General features: G+C 72.1%; 20 protein-coding genes. 11 read left to right on the top strand and 9 right to left on the bottom strand.

Annotated features, from left to right (window positions below; all coding sequences use genetic code 11):
• Position 1 precedes the first annotated feature (1 nt).
• On the top strand, positions 2-238 hold the full coding sequence (locus H9640_RS08405; RefSeq protein WP_191790249.1) for a MoaD/ThiS family protein: 237 nt from the start codon (positions 2-4) through the stop codon (positions 236-238).
• Between the two features lie 94 nt (positions 239-332).
• Here H9640_RS08405 and H9640_RS08400 read toward each other — a convergent pair whose 3' ends face one another.
• Positions 333-863 (bottom strand): MogA/MoaB family molybdenum cofactor biosynthesis protein, encoded by a 531-nt coding sequence (locus H9640_RS08400; protein ID WP_191790248.1) that lies wholly within the window; start codon positions 861-863, stop codon positions 333-335.
• Between the two features lie 131 nt (positions 864-994).
• Here H9640_RS08400 and H9640_RS08395 point away from each other — a divergent pair, with 131 nt between their 5' ends.
• The 8 genes from H9640_RS08395 to H9640_RS08360 all read left to right on the top strand — a co-directional run bounded on the left by H9640_RS08395 (position 995) and on the right by H9640_RS08360 (position 12,548).
• On the top strand, positions 995-4,921 hold the full coding sequence (locus H9640_RS08395) for a nitrate reductase subunit alpha (RefSeq protein WP_191790247.1): 3,927 nt from the start codon (positions 995-997) through the stop codon (positions 4,919-4,921).
• Positions 4,921-6,627 (top strand): nitrate reductase subunit beta, encoded by a 1,707-nt coding sequence (gene narH, locus H9640_RS08390; protein WP_191790246.1) that lies wholly within the window; start codon positions 4,921-4,923, stop codon positions 6,625-6,627. Before H9640_RS08395 ends, narH begins: the two co-directional genes overlap by 1 nt.
• Positions 6,624-7,376 carry a nitrate reductase molybdenum cofactor assembly chaperone gene (narJ, locus tag H9640_RS08385; protein WP_225226872.1) on the top strand — a complete coding sequence of 251 codons (753 nt, stop codon included), beginning with the start codon at positions 6,624-6,626 and terminating at the stop codon, positions 7,374-7,376. The genes narH and narJ overlap by 4 nt, the downstream gene beginning before the upstream one ends.
• A complete protein-coding gene (gene narI / locus H9640_RS08380; protein ID WP_191790245.1) occupies positions 7,373-8,125 on the top strand; it encodes a respiratory nitrate reductase subunit gamma in 753 nt (250 codons plus the stop codon). Before narJ ends, narI begins: the two co-directional genes overlap by 4 nt.
• A 690-nt stretch (positions 8,126-8,815) precedes the next feature.
• A complete protein-coding gene (locus H9640_RS08375; RefSeq protein ID WP_191790244.1) occupies positions 8,816-9,397 on the top strand; it encodes a hypothetical protein in 582 nt (193 codons plus the stop codon).
• 276 nt (positions 9,398-9,673) lie between these two features.
• The gene (locus tag H9640_RS08370; protein WP_191790243.1) at positions 9,674-10,660 is read left to right on the top strand and encodes a peptidoglycan-binding domain-containing protein; all 987 of its coding nucleotides are present in this window, start codon (positions 9,674-9,676) and stop codon (positions 10,658-10,660) included.
• Positions 10,657-11,298 carry an ABC transporter ATP-binding protein gene (locus tag H9640_RS08365; RefSeq protein WP_191790242.1) on the top strand — a complete coding sequence of 214 codons (642 nt, stop codon included), beginning with the start codon at positions 10,657-10,659 and terminating at the stop codon, positions 11,296-11,298. The genes H9640_RS08370 and H9640_RS08365 overlap by 4 nt, the downstream gene beginning before the upstream one ends.
• Positions 11,295-12,548: an FtsX-like permease family protein gene (locus tag H9640_RS08360; RefSeq protein ID WP_191790241.1), complete on the top strand. Its 1,254-nt coding sequence runs from the start codon at positions 11,295-11,297 to the stop codon at positions 12,546-12,548. The genes H9640_RS08365 and H9640_RS08360 overlap by 4 nt, the downstream gene beginning before the upstream one ends.
• 29 nt (positions 12,549-12,577) lie before the next feature.
• Here H9640_RS08360 and H9640_RS08355 read toward each other — a convergent pair whose 3' ends face one another.
• The 8 genes from H9640_RS08355 to H9640_RS08320 form a co-directional block, all read right to left on the bottom strand.
• Positions 12,578-13,702 carry a pirin family protein gene (locus H9640_RS08355; protein WP_191790240.1) on the bottom strand — a complete coding sequence of 375 codons (1,125 nt, stop codon included), beginning with the start codon at positions 13,700-13,702 and terminating at the stop codon, positions 12,578-12,580.
• 615 nt (positions 13,703-14,317) lie between these two features.
• Entirely contained in the window at positions 14,318-15,316 is a 999-nt protein-coding gene (locus H9640_RS08350; protein ID WP_191790239.1) for a hypothetical protein, read from the bottom strand.
• 82 nt (positions 15,317-15,398) lie between these two features.
• A complete protein-coding gene (locus H9640_RS08345; RefSeq protein ID WP_191790238.1) occupies positions 15,399-15,962 on the bottom strand; it encodes a DinB family protein in 564 nt (187 codons plus the stop codon).
• A gap of 57 nt (positions 15,963-16,019) precedes the next feature.
• Entirely contained in the window at positions 16,020-16,322 is a 303-nt protein-coding gene (locus tag H9640_RS08340; protein ID WP_191790237.1) for an antibiotic biosynthesis monooxygenase, read from the bottom strand.
• Positions 16,323-16,403: 81 nt separating this feature from the next.
• Entirely contained in the window at positions 16,404-17,834 is a 1,431-nt protein-coding gene (locus H9640_RS08335) for a sugar porter family MFS transporter (protein ID WP_191790236.1), read from the bottom strand.
• Positions 17,835-17,975: 141 nt separating this feature from the next.
• A complete protein-coding gene (locus tag H9640_RS08330; protein ID WP_191790235.1) occupies positions 17,976-18,554 on the bottom strand; it encodes a DUF779 domain-containing protein in 579 nt (192 codons plus the stop codon).
• 99 nt (positions 18,555-18,653) lie between these two features.
• Positions 18,654-20,177 carry an aldehyde dehydrogenase gene (gene adh, locus H9640_RS08325; RefSeq protein WP_191790234.1) on the bottom strand — a complete coding sequence of 508 codons (1,524 nt, stop codon included), beginning with the start codon at positions 20,175-20,177 and terminating at the stop codon, positions 18,654-18,656.
• Positions 20,178-20,351: 174 nt separating this feature from the next.
• Positions 20,352-21,662, bottom strand: coding sequence for a sigma-54-dependent transcriptional regulator family protein (locus H9640_RS08320; protein WP_191790233.1), 1,311 nt, complete (start codon positions 21,660-21,662; stop codon positions 20,352-20,354).
• Between the two features lie 132 nt (positions 21,663-21,794).
• On the opposite strand from H9640_RS08320, the gene H9640_RS08315 reads away from it, so the two are divergent.
• Together H9640_RS08315 and H9640_RS19625 are read left to right on the top strand one after the other, a co-directional pair.
• Positions 21,795-22,400, top strand: a complete 606-nt coding sequence (locus tag H9640_RS08315; protein WP_056644728.1) for a TetR/AcrR family transcriptional regulator — start codon at positions 21,795-21,797, stop codon at positions 22,398-22,400.
• A gap of 38 nt (positions 22,401-22,438) precedes the next feature.
• Positions 22,439-23,257, top strand: coding sequence for a CPBP family intramembrane glutamic endopeptidase (locus H9640_RS19625; RefSeq protein ID WP_191790232.1), 819 nt, complete (start codon positions 22,439-22,441; stop codon positions 23,255-23,257).
• Positions 23,258-23,441 lie beyond the last annotated feature (184 nt).

Here is a 23,441-nt window from a genome sequence, read left to right as displayed (position 1 = left end):
CGTGCCGCAGGTCCGCTACTTCGCCGGTGCGGCCGAGGCCGCCGGGCTCGAGGCCGAGTCCCTCCCCGGTGCCTCGGTCGGGGAGCTCTTCGCGGTCATGACCGCGCGCCACCCCGCCCTCGCCGAGGTGCTGCCGCGCTGCTCGGTGCTCGTCGGCGGCGTCCGGACCGCGGACCACGGCGTGACGCTGACGGCCGACGAGCAGGTCGACGTCCTGCCCCCTTTCGCGGGCGGCTGACCGTCCCCACCTTCCGCTGAGTGCGGAGTAGTTGTCGTCCGGAGAGCCGATCGACGACAACTACTCCGCACTCAACGACACGTCTTCCGCGACCTCAGTGGTCCCCGCCCGCGAGCTGCGAGAACACGTGCGGCAGCAGCGGTTCGAGCACCGACCAGCCGTCGCGCACGCCGCCCGGCGAGCCCGGCAGGTTGACCACGAAGGCCCGTAGCCCGCGCGCACCCGGGGCGGTCCCCACGATCCCCCGTGACAGCACCGCGCTCGGCACGACGGTCGCGCCGCGTCGCCGGATCGCCTCGGCCACGCCCGGCAGCTCCTGGTCGACGACCTCGGCCGTCCCCTCGGGCGTGTGGTCGCGCGGGCCGATGCCCGTCCCGCCCGTGGTGATCACGAGCCGCGCCCCCTCGACCAGCGCGGAGGTGAGCGCGTCGCGGACCGAGCTGACGCCGTCGGGCACCAGACGCGACGTGACCCGCTCGAAGCCGCCCGTCTCCAGGAGCGAGACCAGGAGCGGCCCCGAACGGTCGACGTACTCGCCGCGCGAGCCGCGGTCGGAGACCGTGACGACCGTGACGGGCAGGTGGGCGAGGGGGAAGGTGGCGTGGGGCCCGTCGAACGTGGTCATGGGAGCACCGTAGACAATCAGGGCGCACCGGGCGACGTGGCCCTGCTCCCCGGGCAGAACCCTGCGGGACGTGGGCATACTGCGAGGCAGACGAACGAACACGCACGGTCCTGCTCGCCCCAGGAGGTCGCATGTCGCAGTCCACCGTCCCCGGCCCGGGCACCGACGCCCGCGCCGCGGACGCCCCACGCCCTGAGTCCCCGGGGGGCAGCGGTGAGGACGCCCTGCTCCGGCTCGGCAAGCACCTGCGCCGCGGCGAGGTCTCGCCGGACCTGCGCCAGCTGTTCCTCCAGGGGGGTCGCGAGGGCGACGTCTTCTACCGGGACCGGTGGTCGCACGACAAGGTGGTGCGCTCGACGCACGGCGTGAACTGCACCGGGTCGTGCTCGTGGAAGGTGTACGTCAAGGACGGCATCATCACGTGGGAGACGCAGCAGACGGACTACCCGTCGGTCGGCCCGGACTCGCCCGAGTACGAGCCGCGCGGCTGTCCGCGCGGCGCGGCCTTCAGCTGGTACACGTACTCCCCGACGCGGGTCCGCTACCCGTACGTGCGGGGCGTGCTGCTGCGGGCCTTCCGCGACGCGAAGGCGCGCACGGGCGACCCCGTGCGCGCGTGGGCCGAGGTCACGGGGAACCCCGAGACGGCGCGCGCGTACAAGCAGGCGCGCGGCAAGGGCGGCCTGGTGCGTGCGTCGTGGGAGGAGGCCGCGGAGATCGTCGCGGCGGCCCACGTCCACACGATCAAGACGTACGGCCCGGACCGCATCGCGGGCTTCTCGCCCATCCCGGCGATGTCGATGGTCTCGCACGGCGTGGGCGCACGGTTCATCTCGATGCTGGGCGGCGCGATGCTGTCGTTCTACGACTGGTACGCGGACCTGCCGGTCGCCTCCCCGCAGGTGTTCGGCGACCAGACCGACGTCCCCGAGTCCGCCGACTGGTGGAACTCGTCGTATTGCATCATGTGGGGCTCGAACATCCCGGTGACCCGCACGCCCGACGCGCACTTCATGGCCGAGGCGCGCTACCGCGGCCAGAAGGTGATCGTGGTCTCGCCCGACTACGCCGACAACACGAAGTTCGCCGACGAGTGGCTCGCCGTGCACCCGGGCACGGACGGCGCGCTGGCGCTCGCGATGGGGCACGTCATCCTGCGGGAGTTCCACGTGGAACGTCGCACGGCGCCGTTCGTGGACTACCTGAGGAGATACACGGACTCGCCGTTCCTGGTCACGCTCACGCCGAGCCCGGCGTCGGCCTCGTCGGGGCCCGACGGCGGAGCTCACACCGCGGGACGCATCACCTACGTCCCGGACAAGTTCCTCACCGCGGCCGACCTGGGCGACGACGTGCTGCCAGGAGCCGCGAGCGCCGCCAACGCGGCCTTCAAGCCCGTCCTGCTCGACGCCGACGGGGGCGTCGTCATCCCCAACGGCACGCTCGGGCACCGGTTCGGCGAGGCCGACGAGGGCAGGTGGAACCTCGACCTGGAGGGCGTGGTCCCGCTGCTGTCCGTCGCGGACGGCGTGGCGGGCGCTCCGGGGATCCCGGGGGCCGCGCACGAGACGCACGGCGCGTCCCACCACACCGCCGTCAGCGTGGACCTGCCGCGCTTCGACCTGTCCCCCGACCCCGACCAAGGCGAGACCGGGAGGCACACCGGCGGCGCGGGCTCGGTCACGCGCGGCGTGCCGGTCCGGCGCGTGGGCGGGCACCTGGTGACCACGGTGTTCGACCTGCTGCTCGCCCGCTACGGCGTGAACCGCGAGGACCTGGACCTGCCGGGTGAGTGGCCCTCGGGCTACGACGACGCGGACTCGCCCGGCACCCCGGCGTGGCAGGAGCAGTTCACGGGGGTCCCGGCCGCGGCGGCCGCACGGATCGGTCGCGAGTTCGCGGACAACGCCGAGCGGTCGGGCGGGCGCTCGATGATCATCATGGGCGCGGGGGCGAACCACTGGTTCCACGCCGACACGATCTACCGGGCCATGCTCGCGCTGACGACCATGACGGGTTGCCAGGGCGTCAACGGCGGCGGCTGGGCGCACTACGTCGGGCAGGAGAAGTGCCGTCCCGTCACCGGATGGGCGCAGTACGCGGGCGGCCTGGACTGGTCGCGGCCACCGCGCCAGATGATCGGCACGGCGTTCTGGTACGTCGCCACGGACCAGTGGCGCTACGACGGGCTGCTGGCGGACGCGCTCGCGACGCCGCTCGGCTCGGGCATGTTCGCGGGTCGGACCACGGCCGACTGCCTGGTCGAGTCGGCGCAGCGCGGCTGGATGCCGAGCTACCCCACGTTCGACCGCAACCCGCTCGACCTCGTGGACCAGGCCGAGGCCGCCGGGGTCGCCCCCGCGGACTACGTGGTCTCCGAGCTGCGCAGCGGCGCGCTCCGGTTCGCGGTCGAGGCGCCCGACGCCCCCGAGAACTTCCCGCGCTGCGTCACGGTGTGGCGGGCCAACATCCTGGGGTCCTCGGGCAAGGGCAACGAGTACTTCCTCAAGCACCTGCTGGGGACGGACTCGGCGGTGCTCGCGGACGAGTCGGCGCCGGGGCGGCGCCCGCAGTCGATCGAGTGGGCCGAGGAGGGCGCGCGCGGCAAGCTCGACCTGCTCACGACGCTCGACTTCCGCATGACGAGCACGACGCTGTTCTCGGACGTCGTGCTGCCCGCGGCCACCTGGTACGAGAAGCACGACCTGTCCACGACGGACATGCACCCGTTCGTGCACTCGTTCAACCCGGCGATCAGCCCGCCGTGGCAGACCCGCACGGACTTCGACATCTTCCACACGATCGCGCGGAAGATCAGCGAGTACTCGGTCGAGCACCTGGGCGTGCGCAAGGACCTCGTGGCCGCTCCCCTGCTGCACGACACCCCGGACGCCATGTCGGTGCCGCACGGCACGATCGTCGACTCGGGCGCGGGGTCCGCGTCCCGTCCCCTGGTCCCGGGCGTGACCATGCCCAAGCTGGTCGTGGTCGAGCGCGACTACCCCGCCTTCGCGGACCGCATGGCCTCGCTCGGACCGCTCACCGAGAAGCTCGGCATGGTCACCAAGGGCGTGCAGTTCTCGCCCGGCGAGGAGGTGCGGGTCCTGGGGCAGAAGAACGGCCTCGTCCCCTCGGGCCCCGCGGCGGGGCGCCCGCGGCTCGACAAGGACACGCACGCGTGCGAGATGATCCTCGCGCTCTCCGGCACGACGAACGGTCGCCTCGCGGTCCAGGGCTTCGAGCACGTCGAGAAGCGCACGGGCGTCGAGCTCGCGGACCTCGCGCGCGACGAGCAGGGCAAGCGGGTGACATTCCCGGACGTCCAGTCCCGCCCGACGACGGTCATCACCTCCCCGGAGTGGTCCGGCTCGGAGCACGGGGGCCGCCGGTACACCGCGTTCGCGATCAACGTCGAACGCCTCAAGCCGTGGCACACCCTCACGGGACGCCAGCACTTCTTCCTCGACCACGACTGGATGACCGAGCTCGGGGAGCAGCTGCCGGTCTTCCGGCCGCCGCTCGACATGCACCGCCTGTTCCCCGACTCGCCGCCGCTGGGCGACCGCTCACCGAGCGGCTACCCGGGCTCGGAGGGCCAGGCCGAGGTCGCGGTGCGGTACCTGACGCCGCACTCGAAGTGGTCCATCCACTCGGAGTACCAGGACAACCTGTTCATGCTCTCGCTGTCGCGCGGCGGGCCGAACGTCTGGATGTCGCCGCGCGACGCCGACAAGATCGGGGTGCGCGACAACGAGTGGATCGAGGCGTACAACCGCAACGGCGTGGTCGTGGCGCGGGCCGTGGTCTCGCACCGCATGCCCGAGGGCACGGTGTACATGCACCACGCGACCGACCGCACGATCGACGTCCCGCTCGCCGAGACGTCGGGGCTGCGTGGCGGCATCCACAACTCGTTGACGCGGGTGCTGCTCAAACCGAGCCACCTCGTGGGCGGCTACGCGCAGCTCGCCTTCGCGTTCAACTACCTGGGCCCCACGGGCAACCAGCGCGACGAGGTCACGACGATCCGTCGTCGTTCGCAGGAGGTGACGTACTGATGCGGGTGATGGCTCAGATGTCGATGGTCATGAACCTCGACAAGTGCATCGGGTGCCACACGTGCTCGGTCACGTGCAAGCAGGCGTGGACGAACCGTACGGGCGTCGAGTACGTGTGGTTCAACAACGTCGAGACGCGGCCCGGTCTCGGCTACCCCCGGACCTACCAGGACCAGGAGAAGTGGCAGGGCGGCTGGGTCCGGACCAGGCGCGGGAAGCTCAAGCTCCGCGCGGGCGGGCGGGCCAAGAAGCTCGCGACGATCTTCTCCAACCCCAAGCTCCCCTCGATCCACGAGTACTACGAGCCGTGGACGTACGAGTACGACATGCTGCTCTCGGCCCCGCAGGGCCCGCACACGCCGGTCGCGAAGCCCAAGTCCCTGCTCACGGGCGAGGACATGAAGATCGAGTGGTCGGCCAACTGGGACGACGACCTGGGCGGGTCCAAGGAGACCATGCAGGACGACCCCATCCTGCAGCACATGAGCGAGCACGTGGCCTCGGAGTTCGAGCAGACGTTCATGTTCTACCTGCCGCGCATCTGCGAGCACTGCCTCAACCCCGCGTGCGTCGCCTCGTGCCCGTCGGGGGCCATGTACAAGCGGGCCGAGGACGGGATCGTCCTGGTGGACCAGGACCAGTGCCGCGGGTGGCGCATGTGCGTCACGGGCTGCCCGTACAAGAAGGTCTACTTCAACCACAAGACCGGCAAGGCCGAGAAGTGCACGCTGTGCTACCCCCGCCTCGAGGTCGGCCTGCCCACGGTCTGCTCCGAGACGTGCGTGGGGCGCCTGCGCTACCTGGGCCTGGTCCTGTACGACGCGGACCGCGTGACCGAGGCCGCAGCCGTGGAGGACGAGCACGACCTCCTCGAGTCGCAGCGCTCGGTCTTCCTCGACCCGAACGACCCCGCGGTCGTCGAGGCCGCGCGCGCCGAGGGCATCCCCGAGGACTGGATCGCGGCCGCGCAGGCCTCGCCCATCTGGGCGCTCATCCAGAAGTACCGCGTGGCCCTGCCGCTGCACCCCGAGTACCGGACCATGCCCATGGTCTGGTACATCCCGCCGCTGTCGCCCGTGGTCGACGTGGTCGGGTCGTCGGGCAACGACGGCGAGGACCCGCGGACCCTGTTCGCGGCGATCTCCAAGCTCCGCATCCCGCTCGAGTACCTCGCGGGGCTCTTCACCGCGGGCGACACCGTGCCGGTCGAGCGCACGCTGCGCCGTCTGGCCGCGATGCGCACCTACATGCGCGACATCAACCTGGGCGACGAGCCCAACGAGGCCGTCGCCCGCGCGGTCGGCATGACGGGCACCGAGATCCAGGAGATGTACCGCCTGCTCGCGATCGCCAAGTACGAGGACCGCTACGTCATCCCCACGGCGCACCAGGAGATCGCGCGCGAGCTCGAGGAGATCAGCTGCTCGCTCGACTTCGACGGCGGCCCCGGGATGGGCGGCATGGGCGGCGCCGGGCCGTTCGGCTCGTCGAGCGGGACCCCGGTGCCCGTCGCGGTCGAGAACTTCCACGTGCTCCAGGCCCGTCAGACGGCCGACTCCCCCAACGGCCCCTCGACGTCCGGGCGCGTCAACCTGCTCAACTGGGACGGCAACGGCCGGCCCCCGGGCCTGTTCCCGCCGGGATCTCCCGGTGGCTCGGACGGCCCCGGGCCGGACACGTCCGGCGACGGCACGGCGGCCCGATGATGGGCCTGTTCACGAAGTCCCCGGCGACGACCTTCCTGCCCCGCCCGACGGCGCGCACGCCCCTCCTGGAGCCCCTCGCGCCGGTCCGGGCCACGCCCGCGCAACGGCGCACCACCCACATGGCCGCCTCGCTCCTGCTCGACTACCCCGACGCCGGGACGCTCGCCGCCGCGCGCGAGGTGCGCGACGTCGTCGGGCAGCTTCCCGATGCCGTGCAGGCGCGGCTCGACACGTTCCTCGACGACCTGGAGACCGGCGAGCCCGCCGCGCTCGAGGCGCGCTACGTCGCGACGTTCGACCTCAAGCGCAAGTGCTCGATGTACCTGTCGTACTACGCGGCCGGGGACACCCGGAAGCGCGGCATGGCGCTCGTGCGGTTCGTGCAGGCGTACCGGGCCGCCGGGTGGGAGGTCGACGGCGAGGAGCTGCCCGACTACCTGCCCATGGCCCTCGAGTTCTCCGCACGGGCCAGGACCCGCGACGAGGAACGCATCGCCGCGGGGCTGCTCGGCTCGCACCGCCAGGGCATCGAGGTGCTGCGATCTGCCCTCGCCGCGATGGCCAGCCCGTACGCGCTCGTGGTCGAGGCCGTGTGCCTGACCCTGCCCCCGCTCGACGCCGAGACCGAGCGGCGGTACCTCGAGCTCGTGACGTCGGGCCCGCCGACCGAGATGGTCGGGCTGTCGGCCATGGGGCCGCTCGAACCGTTCGCCCCCGCAGGGGCGCCGCCCGAGGAGGTACGACGATGACTGGAGCGAGCACGGGAGACATCCTGCTGTGGGTCGTCTTCCCCTACGTGACCTTCGCGGTGTTCGTCGTCGGGTCCGTGTGGCGGTACCGCTACGACAAGTTCGGGTGGACCACGCGGTCGAGCGAGCTCTACGAGAAGAAGCTCCTGCGGCTCGGGTCGCCGCTGTTCCACTTCGGCCTGCTGTTCGTCATCCTCGGGCACGTCCTGGGGCTCGTGATCCCCGAGACCTGGACCGAGGCCGTCGGGATCGACGAGGGCGCGTACCACTTCGTGGCCACCTACATGGGGTCGCTCGCGGCTCTCGCTCTCGTCGCCGGGCTGCTCATCCTCGTCTACCGGCGGCGGACGACCGGGCCCGTGTTCCTCACCACCACGCGCATGGACAAGGTCATGTACGTGTTCCTCGCCGCGTCGATCCTGCTCGGCGCGTGGGCGACCGTCCAGACCCAGCTCCTCGCCGAGAACCACGGGTACAACTACCGCGAGACCATCTCGCCGTGGTTCAGGTCCCTCTGGTACTTCCAGCCCCAGCCCGCGCTCATGGAAGGCGTGCCCGCGGCGTTCCAGCTCCACATCGTCGCCGCGAACCTGCTGTTCATCCTGTGGCCCTTCACGCGGCTCGTGCACGCGTTCTCGGCGCCCGTGCCGTACATCTTCCGGCCCTACATCGTGTACCGCTCGCGCGACGCGTCCGTGGCGTCCCGCGAGCCGCGGCCGGGGTGGGACCCGTCGGAACGGCCGAAGTAGCCGTTCGTAGCACGGCTGCCGTCGCGGGCGTGGACAAGCGGCCCCCGTTGCGTGACCTACCGATTGGTTGCTGTGGGATCCGCACACGCACCCGCGGGCAGCCAAGCTCCTCGCGCGTGAACTTCATTCCAGCACTATTCCTTACCATTCGGTCTACATTTACTGTGGACCCGGAAATGCTGGACAGGGACCGCCAGGCTGCCCTAAGTTGAAACCCGTCCAAAACGCACGGGTCTCTTCCCAATGAGGGGAACGGCCCCGACGAAAGGGAACACGAATGCATCGCAAGACAGCAGGGGGGGGCGATCGGCCTGCTCGCGGCCGCCGCACTGATCTTCGTCCCGGCAGGTAGCGCGAGCGCCTACGGAGCCGCTAGCCGGTCGGTCGATTGCTCTCCATGGACCACCGGAGGTAGCAAGGCAACGACCAAGAGCACCTATGACATCAGTGCTTCACCTCCTGAGTCCCCCAACAGCGTCTTCCCGCACGCCAAGAGCTGGGGGACTGCCGCGACGAAGACCTACACGTTCAGCGGCGCTCGCGCCGGCACATGGGTCGCCGTCACAGCCGGCGACCTCAAGAGCCTGACAACTGACTGCATTCGGTGAGACAGGGTGTGCTGCGGCTGAGGATCAGCTGCAGCACACCCCACCTCCCCGCGCATCCTTCACCTCGAGGAATAGATCCCCAGTGACGTCAACCGATTCCCGCGCAATCTTCTCCGCATCGCTCGTCATGCTGACAGCGGTTCTCCTGGTCGGATGTACGTCCCCTGAACCGTCGAGCGAGATTCCCGTCGACGAGAACGCTCCTTACGTCGAACCTGCCTGGATGACTCAGCAGGTACAGCGAGAGGAAGAGTTGTTCTCGTTTCAACAGACCTGCCTCCGATCAGCCGGCTACGAGGTCACGATGGACGAGATCGGCATGATTACGTGGCCCGTCGGCACAGATGCCGACGGGGGCGCCTCGACACTTGCTACATGCACTCGCGAATTCCTCGGCGAGGACTACGGTTCACCACTTACCGAGGACATGCTGCACGGCCTGTATCAACGCGAGCTCGATGTCCGCAATTGTCTGAGGAACGAGGGCTACGACGTCAGCCCCGTAGGTGCGACCGAAGAGGCATACGTCGAATCCGCGCAAGGAGGCTGGACGGCCTACGACGATGTCGCCAGGCACTTGGACACCCTCCCTGGCGCGGAGGCTGCGGCCGAACAGATCCGCATCAACAAGGTTTGCCCCCAGCCGGACATCGCTGGTCTCTGATCGTCCCGGCTGCGCATCGGCCTGTAGCCGTGGCCGACCGCAGGTGGAAGGACCATGAGTCAGGCGCATGCTGCGAGGAGAGACGACCTTCCCCATGAGAACGGACGAGCAGTGAAACGCAGGTGGGGGGCCCGAGCGGCCTGGGTTCTGGTGGTGCTGCTCGCCGCGGCTGGTGGACTGTGGGCCGGGCGGGCGACGCTCGCTCCGCCCGCTGCTCCTGCGGCTGAGTCTGCGGTCCCGCTCTACACGGTTCGCGAGGAGACGATCGGGAACTCGATGTCCTTTCCTGTCGCGGCCCGATGGGACAAGACGCCGCTCGGAACCGGGGCCGCCACGGGGACGGTGACGTCCCTCGAGGTCGCCGAGGGCGACACGGTCGCGGCGGGCGACATCCTCTACACCGTGGACCTGCGGCCAGTCGTCATCGCGTCCGGCGCAGTTCCCTCATTCCGTGACCTCTCCGAGGGGAGCGAGGGTGCGGACGTCCGCCAGCTCCAAGAGTTCCTGCGCGACGCGGGCTATCTCAAGGTCCGCGCCCCGGACGGGAAGTTCTCCGCAGCCACGACTGCGGCGGTCAAGAAGTGGCAGAAGACCGCCACGGTCACCGAGGACGGGGTCGTCCGCGCGGGGGACGTCGTCTTCGTCGGCACGCTGCCGGCGAGGGTCGTCCTCGATCCCGAGGTCTTCCTCGGTGCTCAGCTGACTCCCGGTAAGGCCGTGGTGTCCTCGCTGGGCCTGAGCCCGACGTTCGTCATGGAGCTGTCCGCCGACCAGGCCGGGCTCGTCCCCACGTCAGGCCCAGTATCCGTGACCGGGTCCGACGTGACCTGGGACGGTGTGATCGCGTCCGCGACCACGACGACGAACGGCCTGCTGGTTCTGACCCTCACGGCCCCCGACGGCGGCTCGCTGTGCGGCGTTGCGTGCAGCAGCGTCCCGGTCGCCGAGAAGGACGCGCTGTTCACCGGGAACATCATCACCGTCGAGGCCGCGACCGGTCCTGCCGTCCCGGCAGCAGCGATCGGCACGCGAGCCGGTGGGGAGGCGTTCGTCGTCACCGAGGACGGCGAGCAGGTCCCCGTCACGATCCTGTCCCAGGGCAACGGCCGCGCGGTCGTCGACGGCATCGCGGTGGGTGACGTCGTACGGCTGTTCGGCGAGAAGGACCCAGGGGCCAGCGGGGGTACGACCGGAGGCAAGGGTGACGGGTCGGACGCCGGTACGGCTGAGACCGAAGGCGGCACAGGCGGGACCACGCCGTGACCCTCGCGACGAGCGACCTGACGTTCGCGTACCGCAAGGCTGCTCCCCCGGTCATCGAGGGGCTGACCACGGCCTTCGCGCCCGGCGCGTTGACCACGGTCACGGGCCCCTCCGGGTCGGGCAAGTCGACGCTGCTCTACATCCTGGCGCTCATGCTGCGCACGACCTCGGGCGAGGTGCTGTGGGACGGTCGCCCCGTCGCGGCGCTCCCCGACGCCGAGCGCTCGCGCCTGCGTGCTGCGGACGTCGGGTTCGTCTTCCAGGACGCGATGCTCGACCCGGCCCGCACCATCACCGACAACGTGTGCGAGGGCGCCCTGTTCGCGGGCATGCCCGCCCGCGTCGCGCGCACCCGCGCCGCCGACCTGCTCGACCGGTTCGGCGTCGGGCACCGGGCGACGCACCGGCCTGGGGAGATCTCTGGGGGCCAGGCCCAGCGGGTCGCCCTGTGCCGGGCACTGCTCACGTCCCCGCGCGTGGTGTTCGGCGACGAGCCCACGGGCAACCTCGACCACGCCTCCGCCCGCATCGTGTGGGACGCCCTGCGCGACCACGCGCGAAGCGGCGCGACCGTCGTCATCGCGACGCACGACGAGCAGCTCGCGGCCGAGGCCGACCACCGGCTGGTCCTGGCATGAGCGCGCCCGAGCAGCAGCTCTCACCCCCCGCACCCGACCCCCGCACCGCCGCACCCGACCTCCCCACTGATGCTCCGCGGTCGGGCAGGAGACAGACCTGGCCCGGGTCGCCGCGTCCCGCGCGACTCCTCGCCGACGGCGCAAAGTCCGCGTTCGCCCAGCCCGTCGCGACAGCGACCGCAGCGCTCGTCGTCGCGATCGTGTGCCTCGTGGTCTTCGCGACCACCGGGCAGTCCGCCGCCGCAGAACGCGCGGTGATGGACCGGATCGACGGCGTCGGGACACGGCTCGTCACGGCGTTCGACCAGTCGGGCAACGCGCACATGCACGCGCGCGGCGTCGAGGACGTCGCGCGCCTGGACTCCGTGAGCTGGGCGTTCGCGCTGGGATCGGTGACCGATGTCCGTAACGCCGACACGGGCGGGCTGTCCGCCGGGGTTGCCCTGCGTCCCCTGTACGGCGGCCTGCTCCCCGCGCTCCAGATCGTCACGGGCCGAACCCCGCGCGAGGGCGAGGCAGTCATGGGGGTCGACGCGGCGCGCACGCTCGGGATGGTCGACGGCGTCGGAACCGTGACCGACGGCCCACGCTCGTGGCCCGTGGTCGGGGTCTACGAGGCCACGGGTCCGCTCGCGTCGCTCAGCACCAGCATCCTCGTCTCCAGCCCGACGACGCCGCTCGCCCCGAGCGGCCCCGGCACGTCCGGGGACACGCCCCCGCCCGTCGAGGCACGCTACGTGTACGCCATGGCGACCGACGTCACCACGGTCGACGCACTCGCCGCAGCCATCCCGGCCGTCATGCCCGCAGCCGAGTCCCGGCAGATCACGGTCGAGACCCCCGACGGCGCGCTCGCGCTGCGCGAGGTCGTCGCCGGGGAGCTCGGGGCGTCGTCCAGACAGCTCATGGCCGTCGTCCTGGGGGTCGGACTCGCGCTCATCACCATCACCATGCTCGGGGCCGTCGCGGGCAGGCGCCGGGACTTCGGGCGGCGTCGCGCACTCGGTGCCACGCGCACCGCGATCATCACCCTCGTCCTGGTCCAGACCGGGGTCGCTGCCCTGGCCGGGATCGCGCTCGGCGTCGGGGGCGGGCTCGCCGTCGTGCACCATCTGACGGGCACCCTGCCCGACCCCACGTTCACGACCGGCGTCGCGACCCTCGCGGTCCTCATCGCCCTCGCAGGGGCAGTACCGCCCGCCCTGGCCGCCGCGCACCGAGATCCGGTCCGGATCCTGCGCGTCCCCTGACAACCCACGATCTGGATGTGGGCGAGACCTCAGGCCGGCCGTCTGCGCGGCTTCAGGCGCACGTCCGGCAGCACCGGAGCGGGCAGCGGCCCGCCGTCGTACCCGAGGACCTGCCCGAACCGGCGGCCCGACGCCCCTGCGGCGTAGCGCGTGCCGCCGTCCCCGGGCAGGGGGACTTCGGGACCGCCCGCTCCGGGCATCTCCGCCCCGTCGCCCTGGGCGACCTCGACCTGCGCCATCCAGTCCGCACGCGCGGCCGCGACGTCGTCGTGCGAGCGGCCCACGAAGTTCCACCACATGACGATCTCCTCGGCGAACGGCTCGCCGCCGATCAGCACGGCCCGCACGGCTCGCTCCCCCGCCGAGACGGTCAGCACCGAACGCCCCGGCTCGACGTAGCCGAGCGATGCGACCGGCACGGGCACGCCCTCGAACGACGCGTCGCCCGCATCGACGAGCAGCGCGTGCTCGAAGCCCGGGTCCACCGCGAGCTCGACCGACGCCCCCGCGGGCAGGTCCACCTGCGCCCCGACCAGGGGCGTGAAGACCGTCGCGGCCGACCGCAGCTCGGCGCCGCCCACGCTCAGCGCCCCCACGAGCACCTGGACCCGCTCGCCCCCAGGCCCGCTCCACGCGGGCAGGTCGCCGTGGTGCTCGAAGAAGGGCTCGTCACCGAGCCGGTCCGCCGGCAGCGCGACCCAGAGCTGCACGCCGTGCAGCAGGGGCGGGCGCACGCCCGCGGGCGACTCCTCCGAGTGCGAGATGCCGCGTCCGGCCGTCATGAGGTTGAGCTCGCCCGGCCGCACGGTCTGCAACGAGCCGACCGAGTCGCGGTGCAGGATCTCGCCCGCGAACAGCCAGCTCACGGTCTGGAGGCCCGTGTGCGGGTGCGGCGGGACCTGCATGCCGTCGGACGTCGAGACGTCGTCGGGCCCGTAGTGGTCCAGGAAGCACCACGCGCCCACGAGCGAGCGCACGCGCTGCGGCAGCGTGCGGCGCACGTCCATGGCGCGGGTACCGCCGAGCGGGACCTGGCGGTGGTCGAGGATCTCGACGGGCGATCCTGCGCCCGGGACGTCCTGCGCGCCCGACGACGGAGCATGGCTCCCCGCGGCGCACACCTCTTCGCGGGGCCGGGTCTCGAGGTTGCTCATGGGACGAGCCTAGGCTCACCTCCGGCGTGGGGCCCGCCGCTGCGGACCGAGCCGACGAGCCGGATGGCGGGGAACCGTTGGCGACCGACCGCCGAGACACAGCGAGGCCCCCGGCGGGGGCCGGGAGCCTCGCTGACTGACCGTGTGCCCTGAGGCGGCCGGACCTGGAGGGTCAGGCCGGGCTCCGCGTCGACGTCGCGGCTCGACGCCCTCCCCACGACGAGCGGGTGCTCGTCCTGTTCTCCTGGAAGGCGCCTCTCACGATCGGCCTTCCGGTTCCGGTCGGGACCTGCGTCGTCACCCGCAGCCCGGGGTTGTTGGGACCCGCGGGACGTCTCACCGTTCTCCGGTCAGCCTGGGGCTCTCGGGGGATGTGGTTCCAGCGTCCTTGCCGGTCCGTCCTCCCGTACGGGAGGGCGTCGTTGGGGGCTGCTGCCTTACCCTTCGAAGCCGATAGTGACGTTTCTAGTCCTGCTCGGGCCGACCGTGCAAGAGGTCGACGGACCCTTTTTCGGCGGGCTCGTTCACCACAGGTTCGTCCACAACGAGAACACCGTCCTCACGTCGCCACCCACAGGCTTGTGCACAGAATCTGTGGATAACTCTGGGGGCTGTTCACACCCAGAACCTCGCCGTGCTCTCCGCTGCGATGCGTTCCTCGACCTCCGCCGCGGACACCTCGAAGCCGCCGTCGTCGACCAGGACGCCCTGGACCCGGCCCTGCAGCACGGCCGCGAGGCGGGCGAGCGACGCCCGCATGCGTGCCCGAGCGATGAGGTGCAGCCCCGACGGCTCCTCGACCTCCAGCTCGTAGACGTCCGTCGGGAGCCACAGCAGCCGGTACGCGAACGGGCCGTACTCGCGCCAGTCGAGCGGCGCCAACGCCGCCGGCACCCTGTCCACCTTCTGCACCACGACCTTCACCGCGCCGTCGTACGCCGTCTCCCCGACCAGCACGAAGTCGACCAGGCTGTCCTCCCGCTCCTCGACCGCCGCCACGCGCGCGCCCGGGACGAAGGTCCGCAGCACCCCCAGGGCCGAGTCGGGCGTGAGCGCGTGCGCGCTGAACACCGTCAGGTCCACCCCCCGGGCCGGGTCCGGCGTGAGCACCTGCGTCCCGTCCACCGCGACGCTGCCGCCGACCTTGCGTGCCGCCGCGACCGCCCACCGCACGACCCGCAGCTCCAGGTCGTCGGGCAGGCCCGTCGCGAAGACCCGACCGAGGCCGTCGCGGTCCTCGGTGTCGAGCGGCACCCGCCCCCGCGAGGAGCGCGCGACCCGGACCGCCCACACCTCCGCGGCCGAGGAGGCCAGGCCCAGGTCCTGCGCGCCGGGCGACAGCACCACGAACGGCCCGACGACCTCGACGCCCTCGGTGAGCCGGAGCACCCCGGGGCGACGGACGTCGTCGGGCACCACGCCGCGGAAGCGCGCGCCCGCCATGGGGCGCTCCGCCGGACCGCTGGTCGGCTCGCTGACCCAGCCCGCCTCCGGGAACCAGGCCCGCGCGAGCGCCTCGATCCCCGGGCGCGCGACGCCGCGCGAACGCGGCAGCGCGAGCAGGTGGTCACTGCGGTACAGGTCGGGGACCCACCCCGTCGGAGGAAGCGTCATGACGTGACGCTAGGCGCCCCGAGGACCGCGCAGAATGCCGGGAGGTTACGGGCGTGGGTCGGGTGCGGGCGCCGGGCTCGGGTCAGGAGGTGGGGGCGCCGACGTCGTGCAGGTGGTGGACGACGTCGTGCAGGAAGTACTGGCCCAGGGTGCGCACCGTGAAGACCGAGCCGTTCGACCGGCGGCCGGGCCGCTCCCAGTCGTCGGGCCCGACGGCGTCGAACCGCCCCGCGACCCGGTCGCCCGCGATCTCGATCTCCCGGGCGAGGAGCTGCGGGTCCTGGTGCTCGTAGTCGCCCGCGAGCGCCGCCGCGTCCTGGTCCCAGTTCGCGAACAGCGGGTCGTCGCCCTCGACCATCGACGCGAGACGCACGTCGAAGATGCCGAACACGTCCCGCACGTGCGCCGCGTACTCGAGCGGGGACCACGTGCGCTCGTCGGGGCGCACCGCGACGTCGGGGCGAGCCAGCACGTCCAGCCAGCGCGGGATCGTCGCACGGACCGCGGGCCCCACCCTGTCCGGGTCGACCGTCCCCGACTCGAACCCGCACTCGGGGCACGGGCGGTCCAGGACCCAGGTCCAGTCCTTGGTGTCAGGGGTGATGCCGGAGGGGTCGGCCGGGCCGGGCTGCTGAGGCGTCGTCATGCCGGGATGCTAGGGCCCCGGCGCGCGGCGCGGAACCCCCGGTCCATCCCGTGGGCCTCACTCCTGCGGGGCGGGTGGCGGGATCTCGTCGAGGAGGAGGACGTCGAGCGGCTCGAGCATCCACTCCTCGAACGGCACGCTCCGGAACAGGTCGAACAACGCGTCCTCGCCCGCGGTGAAGGCTTCCGACGACTCCCAGGTCGTCGTGAGGACCAGCCGCTCCTCGTCGCCCTCGGACCACACCGCTGCCTGTACGAGCCCGGTGATCGACCGCGTGACGAGGGCAGCCTGCTGGAGGTAGGCGAGCGTCACGTCGCGGAACTCGGGGCGCGGACGGTGCACGACGACCTGCGTGAACATCGGTCCTCCCCGGTCTCGGCTTCAACGCTACGAGCCGCTGGCGACCCCTGGGAAGAGTACGACAGGGTGATGTCCTGAACGTCATGCTGCCCGGGCCCCGTCGCCCATCTGGTCGAGGGACCGTCCCTTGGTCTCCGGGAGGAACCGCAGCACGAAGAACACCGCGAACGCCGAGACGGCGGCGAAGGTCCCGTAGGTGGCGGGCAGCCCCCACACCTCGCTGACCACGGGGAACGACCGCGTCACGGCGTAGTTCACGAACCACTGCACGGCCGTCGCGACCGCCAGCGCCGTCGCCCGGATCGCGGGCGGGAACATCTCCCCGAGCAGCACCCAGCCGAGGGGGCCCCACGTGAGCCCGAACGAGACGACCATGAGGTTGACCGCGACGAGCGCCGTCATCGCCCACGCCATCGGGAAGACCAGCTCGCCCGAGGCCGACGTCGTCGCCTGCCCGAACGCGAACGCGGTCACCGCGAGCGCGACCGCCATGCCCACGGACCCGGCCGCGAGCATGGGCCGGCGCCCGAACCGGTCCGCGAGCCCGATCGCCACGACCGTGACCGCGATGTTGACGCCGGCGGTCACGAGCGACATCGTCAGGGCCTCGGACTCGGTGAAGCCGACCGACTCCCACAGCGACGTCGAGTAGACGAACACGGCGTTGATGCCGCTGAGCTGGATGAGGGCAGCGACGCCCAGGCCGATCCACACGATGGGCCGAAGCCCCAGGGCCGGGCCGCGGAGGTCCCGGAGCGAGGACGTGGCGTGCGCCCCGATCGAGGCGCGAAGGCGGTCGACCTCCTCGTCCACCTCGTCGTCGCCGAGGCCGGTGAACCCCTGCAGGACGCGCTGGGCCTCGATCTCGCGACCACGGCCCACGAGGTAGCGAGGCGACTCGGGCAGTCGCAGGGCCGCAAGCCCGTACAGCGCTGCGGGGACGAGCTCGGCCAGGAACATCCACCGCCACGCGGGAATGCCCGCCCAGAGGTCGTGCACCGCTCCCCCGGCCGCTCGCGACATCGCCAGCCCGACCGCGAGGGCCACGAAGATCCCGATCGTGATGAAGAGCTGCTGCAGCCCGCCGAGGCGACCGCGCGAGCGCGGCGGCGCGATCTCGGCGATGTACGCGGGGGCCATGACCGACGCCGCGCCGATCCCCACGCCCGCGAGGAAGCGCACGGGCAGGAGCACGCCCACCGACGGGGCGAACGCAGCAGCCACCGCGCAGAGACCGAACAGCAGCGCGGAGAGCAGCATGACGCGCACGCGCCCAAGACGCTCGGACACCGACCCGGCGAACCACGCACCCACCGCGCACCCGAGCAGCGAGAGCGAGGCCACCATGCCGCGCAGGCTCGCGCTCAGCTCGAAGTGCTCGCTCAGCGCCCCGACGGCGGAGTTGACCACCGACGTGTCGAACCCGAACAGCAGGCCGCCGAGCGCAGCGGCGACGCACGCGAGGACCACCTTGCCGGGGACCCGGGGTCGCGGCCGCGCGTCGGTGGTCATGGTCGGAACCGTTCGCTGCTCATGGTCCGAACACTGCCACGGGGTGGCGGGCCGGGTGCAGCGCACGGCGGGTGATCCTCGCCGCGGTCGCACGTGCCAGAACCGGCGAGCACCCGGGACCACGCGCGTCCTGACAGGACCTCAGAGCACCTGGCCCGCGAGCGCCGCCGACTCCTCGTCCGAGAAGAGCCGGGACCGGATGATGAACCGCACGCCCTCGGGCGCCTCGACGCTGAACCCCGAGCCGCGCCCCGGCACCACGTCGACCGTCAGGTGCGTGTGGCTCCAGTACTCGAACTGGCTGCGGCTCATCCAGAACGGCACGGTGAACGTCGGCCCCGCGAGGTCGACGGCGTCCGCGCCCCCGTCCCCGTCGAGCACGATCCCGGCACCCAGCGGACCCGCGGGGCCGCTCAGCGCGACGTCTGCCAGCTCGGGCTCCGCGAGCTCCGAGAACGAGTCGACGACGACCAGGTCGCCCAGGTGCACGTCGGCCTCCGACGTGAGGAACTCGCCCTGCGGGTAGCACATGGGTGACGACCCGTCGCAGCACCCCCCGGACTGGTGGAACATGAGCTCGCCGTACTGGACCCGCAGGCGGGCGAGCAGCTCGGCCGCGGCGGGGGTCAGCGCCACCCGCTCGGGCAGCACCCGGCCGGGCGAGGACCCCACCGCCCCGGGTGCGGTGACCTGCGGGCCGGACGTGACGTCGTCGGGCATGATCCTTCTCCCCTCGTGGCGGACTGGACGGCGGAGCCGCTGACTGGACGAGCGGGCGGGGCCGTGCTTTCTGGCCCCGCCCACGACGGCGGGCACGGCCTAGAAGAAGCCGAGCCTCGTGGCCGAGTAGCTGACCAGGAGGTTCTTGGTCTGCTGGTAGTGGTCGAGCATCATCTTGTGGTTCTCGCGGCCCACGCCCGAGCCCTTGTACCCGCCGAACGCGGCCGCCGCGGGGTACGCGTGGTAGCAGTTCGTCCACACGCGGCCCGCCTGGATCTCGCGGCCCGCGCGGTAGGCGATGTTGGCCTCGCGCGACCACACGCCCGCACCCAGGCCGTACAGGGTGTCGTTCGCGACCGTGATCGCGTCGTCGAAGTCCGCGAAGTCCGTGACCGCGACGACGGGCCCGAAGATCTCCTCCTGGAAGATGCGCATCGAGTTCTTGCCCTCGAAGATCGTCGGCGTCACGTAGTAGCCGCCCGCGAGGTCGCCGCTCATCTCCGCCCGGGTGCCGCCCGTGAGGACCTTGGCCCCCTCGGCCTTGCCGATGTCGATGTAGCTGAGGATCTTCTCGAGCTGGTCGTTCGACGCCTGCGCGCCGATCATGGTCTCGGTGTCCAGGGGGTTGCCCTGCTTGACGGCCCGGGTCCGCTCGATCGCGTCTCCCAGGAACTGGTCGTAGATCGACGTCTGGATGAGCGCACGCGACGGGCACGTGCACACCTCGCCCTGGTTGAGGGCGAACATCGTGAACCCCTCGAGGGCCTTGTCGTAGAAGTCGTCCTTCTCGCGCGCGACGTCCTCGAAGAACAGGTTGGGCGACTTGCCGCCCAGCTCGAGCGTGACCGGGATGATGTTCTGGCTCGCGTACTGCATGATGAGCCGGCCCGTCGTGGTCTCGCCCGTGAACGCGATCTTGCGGATGCGCGGGCTCGACGCGAGCGGCTTGCCCGCCTCGACCCCGAACCCGTTGACCACGTTGAGGACGCCCGGCGGCAGCAGGTCCCCGATGATGTCGATCAGGAACAGGATCGACGCGGGCGTCTGCTCGGCGGGCTTGAGGACCACGCAGTTGCCCGCAGCGAGCGCCGGGGCCAGCTTCCACACCGCCATGAGGATGGGGAAGTTCCACGGGATGATCTGCCCGACCACGCCCAGCGGCTCGTGGAAGTGGTAGGCGATGGTGTCCTCGTCGATCTCGGAGATCGACCCCTCCTGGGCCCGGATCGCGCCCGCGAAGTAGCGGAAGTGGTCGATCGCGAGGGGGATGTCCGCGGCGAGGGTCTCGCGCACGGGCTTGCCGTTCTCCCACGTCTCGGCGACCGCGATCTTCTCGAGGTTCGCCTCCATGCGGTCGGCGATCTTGTTGAGGATCACGGCGCGCTCGGTCGCGGTCGTCTTCCCCCAGGTCCGGGCGGCGCCGTGCGCGGCGTCCAGGGCGCGGTCGATGTCCTCGGCCGTGCCGCGCGCGACCTCGGTGAAGGTGCGGCCCGTGACGGGGCTCGGGTTCTCGAAGTAGCGGCCGCTCGCCGGGGCGACGTACTCGCCGCCGATCCAGTGGTCGTAGCGAGACTTGTACTCGGCGATGGCTCCGGGGGTGCCCGGGGCAGCGTAGACGGTCATGTGCGTCTGCCTCCTTGCAGTGCTCTGTGCCGTGCGTGGCCCGCCGCCTGCCGTCTGCCCGCCGTCCGGCGCGGTCCACATCCCGGGGCGCACCGTTGCGCCCGGGTGCACCGGACGTTACGCAGCGCAGGGTTGCAGGAGGGTTGCAGTCACGGTGTCAGAACGATCCCGGCGTCAGCGCAGCGAGCGGTCCAGCAGCGCGAGGCGCGCGCGGGCCCGGGCTGCCGCCGGGGTCCCGGGGGCCGCGAGCGCCGCGAGCCGGCGCCACGCCGCGTGGTCGTCGGCGCCCTCGTCGCTCGCGAGCCAGCGCCCCAGCACCCCGACGTCGCCCGACGCGACGACCGCCCCGCGCACCTCGGCCGACAGCTCGTCGCGCAGCCGCTCGACGCCCGGCGCGACCGACCGCGGCAGCACCGGGCCCGGGTACGCGGTGAGCGCGGCGTGGACGTCGCCCGCGGCGAGGAGGTCCCGCACGGTGTCGAGGTCGGTGCGCAGCGGCGCCCCGAGCCGGTAGGGCCGCGACCCGCCCAGCAACGGCCCGACGGCCCGCCGCAGCCGCGACACCTCCGCGCGCACCGTCACGTCGGACAGCTCGCCGGGGTGCAGCAGGACGGCCAGCTCGTCGGCGCCGAGCCCCCGCGGCGACGCGGCGAGCAGCAGCAGGATCTCGCTGTGGCGAAGGCTCAGCCGGCCCGACGGCGCAGCGTGCGTGCCGCCGTCGGGCGCGGACGCGTAGGCGCCCGGTGCGGGCCAGCCCGCTGCTGCGCCCGCCGCGGCGCGGAGCACCCCGTTGGACACGCCCAGCACGTCGAGGCGCGGCGCGAAGGGGCCGATCGGCAAGCCGGCGGCACTCTGCTCGAACTGCTCGGACCGCTCGGCGAGCTCGCGCTCGACCGCGGCGACCGAGGCGCGCACGAGGGACAGCACGAGGCCTGACGCCGCGACCTGGCCGCCCGTGACGTCGAGGACCCCGAGGATGCGCCCCGTGCGCAGGTCTCGCACGGGGGCGGCCGCGCAGTTGAACGACTGGACGGGGCGTGTGAAGTGCTCGGCACCGAGGACCTGGACGGGACGGCCCGTCGCGAGGGCCGTGCCGGGTGCGTTGGTCCCCACGCGCTCCTCGCGCCACACCGCGCCCTCGACGAAGCCGATGCGTCCGACGTCGTCGCGCACGCTGGCGCTGCCCTCGACCCACAGCAACCGGCCGGCGTCGTCGGTCATCGCGACGACCGCGCTCTCCCCCGCGAGCCCCGCGACGAGGAGGTCGCGCACGATCGGCATGGCGCGCGCGAGCGGGTGCCGGGCACGGTAGGGGCCGAGGTCGGCGTCCGACATGGACACGTCGGGGTGCGGGACGTCGGGGTCGACGCCGCTGCGGGCGCTGCGCCGCCACGACGCGGCGACGAGGGGGCGGACGCCGGGCGGGAGCGCTCCCGTGCTCAGGAAGGCGGCGTGCGCGGCGCTCACGGCCGTGGGGTCGGTCATGATCGCCTCCTTCGACGCCTTCGTCGAGTCCTGCCGGTCCTGGGGCCCAGTGTAGGTGGCTCGGGGCGCGGCGTCCTGGGCCGCGGAACGACACGAATTAGCAATCTGACACGTAGTGCCTATGATGTCAGCATGCCGAAGATCATCGGCGGTTCGCTCCACGAGCACCGCGCACAGACCCGTCAGAAGCTCTTCGCGGCGCTCTCGAACCTCATGATGGACCGCGGCTTCGACGCGATCTCCCTCGCGGACATCGCCGCCGCGGCGGGCGTGGGGCGCACCGCGGTGTACAACCACTTCCCCGACAAGGAGTCGCTGCTCCTGGGGTTCATCACGCACGAGACCGAGCAGTACGTCGGGACGCTGGAGCGCGCGCTGGAAGGCGTCGACGACCCGGTCGAGCAGCTGCGCACCTACATCCGCCAGCAGGCGCAGCTCAAGCGCGTCTTCCACCTGGCCCCCGGACCCGACCTGCGCACCGTGCTCTCGCGCGGCACGCAGCAGCGCCTGCGCGAGCACGCCGTGATCGTCGAGGACACGCTGCGCCGCATCCTCACCGCGGGCATCGCGTGCGGCGAGTTCCCCGAGCAGGACCTCGGCACCACGGTCCAGCTCGTCAACGCGTGCCTCTCGGGCCGCCTCATCCCCGAGGACCCCGCCCAGCGCGAGCGCGCGATCGAGGCGACCGAGGCGTTCGTCCTGCGGGCCGTGGGCACCCAGGAGCTCGTCGCCGGCTGAGGGTTGACACCCCGCGCAACAGGCTGCGAGCCTGCGGCGTGACCTCGACCGCCCCGACCCCAGCGCCCCGCGCCTTCCTCGCCCCGACCCTCACGTTCGTCCTGGCGACGTTCGTCGCGTCGGGCGCGCTGCTCCTCCTGCAGCCGGCCTCGGGGATCGACCCGTCGGTGCTCGCGCTCGTCCAGCTCGCCCCCGCGGTCGGGGCCGGGGTCACGTTCGCGATCTTCCGCAGCCGCCTCGCACCGCTCCTGCCCGACGCCGTACCGCGCCGTCAGGTCGTCGCTCACCTGGTCCTGGCGTTCGCCGCGTGCCTGCTCTACTGGGGCGTGCTCGTGGCCGTGCTCCTGGTGCAGGGTGAGCCCCTCGAAGGCGCGCACGGCGTCGCGGGCGTGCCGTTCGTCGTGCTGACGCTCACGTACCTCGTGGGTGCGGCCGGCGAGGAGATCGGGTGGCGCGGCATGCTCCAGCCGCTGCTCGAGAACCGGTTCTCGCTCCTGGTCGCGAGCATCGTGACGGGCCTCGTGTGGGGCGTGTGGCACGTGCAGATCTTCACGGCCGGCCCCGTCGTGATCGTGGGCTTCCTCCTCGCGACCGTCGCCCTGTCGGTGCTCCTCGGCCACTTCGGCCGCGGGACCGTGCGGCAGCGCGTCGCGCTCGCGACCCTCGTGCACTGGCTCGTGAACCTCGCGCTGCTCGTCACGCTCGGCGACCGGCACGGGACGCCCGACGGCGCCGTCGCCAACGCGATCGCCGCGCTCGTGACCACGGCCGTCTTCATGGCGATGTTCGCCGCGGCCCAGCGCAAGCGCGGCAGGAGCGCGCTCGTGGCACGCCGGACGCAGGACGTCGCGGCATAGAGCGCACGCGCGCGCCCACCGTCGTCTCTCGCCACACGGTGCGCGCGCGCCCACCGTCGTCGCTCGCCACACGGCCCTCCCCCAGGGGTGTGGTTCTACGAAGCCGCAACAATTGTTGCGGCCCCGCAGTAGACGAACCCTCCCGGAGCCGTCAGGATCCGCTGCCGTGGCGCGGCAGGACCGC

It is taken from the genome of Oerskovia gallyi, from assembly GCF_014836745.1.
GTDB lineage: Bacteria > Actinomycetota > Actinomycetes > Actinomycetales > Cellulomonadaceae > Oerskovia > Oerskovia paurometabola.
This window is presented reverse-complemented; position numbering and strand designations above follow the sequence as displayed.

Bases quoted from the DNA above. Each gene is read 5' to 3' on its own strand.
- H9640_RS08355 (WP_191790240.1), bottom strand. From the start codon at position 13,702: ATGAGCAACCTCGAGACCCGGCCCCGCGAAGAGGTGTGCGCCGCGGGG.
- narH (WP_191790246.1), top strand. From the start codon at position 4,921: ATGCGGGTGATGGCTCAGATGTCGATGGTCATGAACCTCGACAAGTGC.
- adh (WP_191790234.1), bottom strand. From the start codon at position 20,177: ATGACCGTCTACGCTGCCCCGGGCACCCCCGGAGCCATCGCCGAGTAC.
- H9640_RS08335 (WP_191790236.1), bottom strand. From the start codon at position 17,834: ATGACCACCGACGCGCGGCCGCGACCCCGGGTCCCCGGCAAGGTGGTC.
- narI (WP_191790245.1), top strand. From the start codon at position 7,373: ATGACTGGAGCGAGCACGGGAGACATCCTGCTGTGGGTCGTCTTCCCC.
- H9640_RS08370 (WP_191790243.1), top strand. From the start codon at position 9,674: ATGTCCTTTCCTGTCGCGGCCCGATGGGACAAGACGCCGCTCGGAACC.
- H9640_RS08315 (WP_056644728.1), top strand. From the start codon at position 21,795: ATGCCGAAGATCATCGGCGGTTCGCTCCACGAGCACCGCGCACAGACC.
- H9640_RS08330 (WP_191790235.1), bottom strand. From the start codon at position 18,554: ATGCCCGACGACGTCACGTCCGGCCCGCAGGTCACCGCACCCGGGGCG.
- narJ (WP_225226872.1), top strand. From the start codon at position 6,624: ATGATGGGCCTGTTCACGAAGTCCCCGGCGACGACCTTCCTGCCCCGC.
- H9640_RS08400 (WP_191790248.1), bottom strand. From the start codon at position 863: ATGACCACGTTCGACGGGCCCCACGCCACCTTCCCCCTCGCCCACCTG.
- H9640_RS08320 (WP_191790233.1), bottom strand. From the start codon at position 21,662: ATGACCGACCCCACGGCCGTGAGCGCCGCGCACGCCGCCTTCCTGAGC.
- H9640_RS08340 (WP_191790237.1), bottom strand. From the start codon at position 16,322: ATGTTCACGCAGGTCGTCGTGCACCGTCCGCGCCCCGAGTTCCGCGAC.
- H9640_RS08360 (WP_191790241.1), top strand. From the start codon at position 11,295: ATGAGCGCGCCCGAGCAGCAGCTCTCACCCCCCGCACCCGACCCCCGC.
- H9640_RS08350 (WP_191790239.1), bottom strand. From the start codon at position 15,316: ATGACGCTTCCTCCGACGGGGTGGGTCCCCGACCTGTACCGCAGTGAC.
- H9640_RS08345 (WP_191790238.1), bottom strand. From the start codon at position 15,962: ATGACGACGCCTCAGCAGCCCGGCCCGGCCGACCCCTCCGGCATCACC.
- H9640_RS08395 (WP_191790247.1), top strand. From the start codon at position 995: ATGTCGCAGTCCACCGTCCCCGGCCCGGGCACCGACGCCCGCGCCGCG.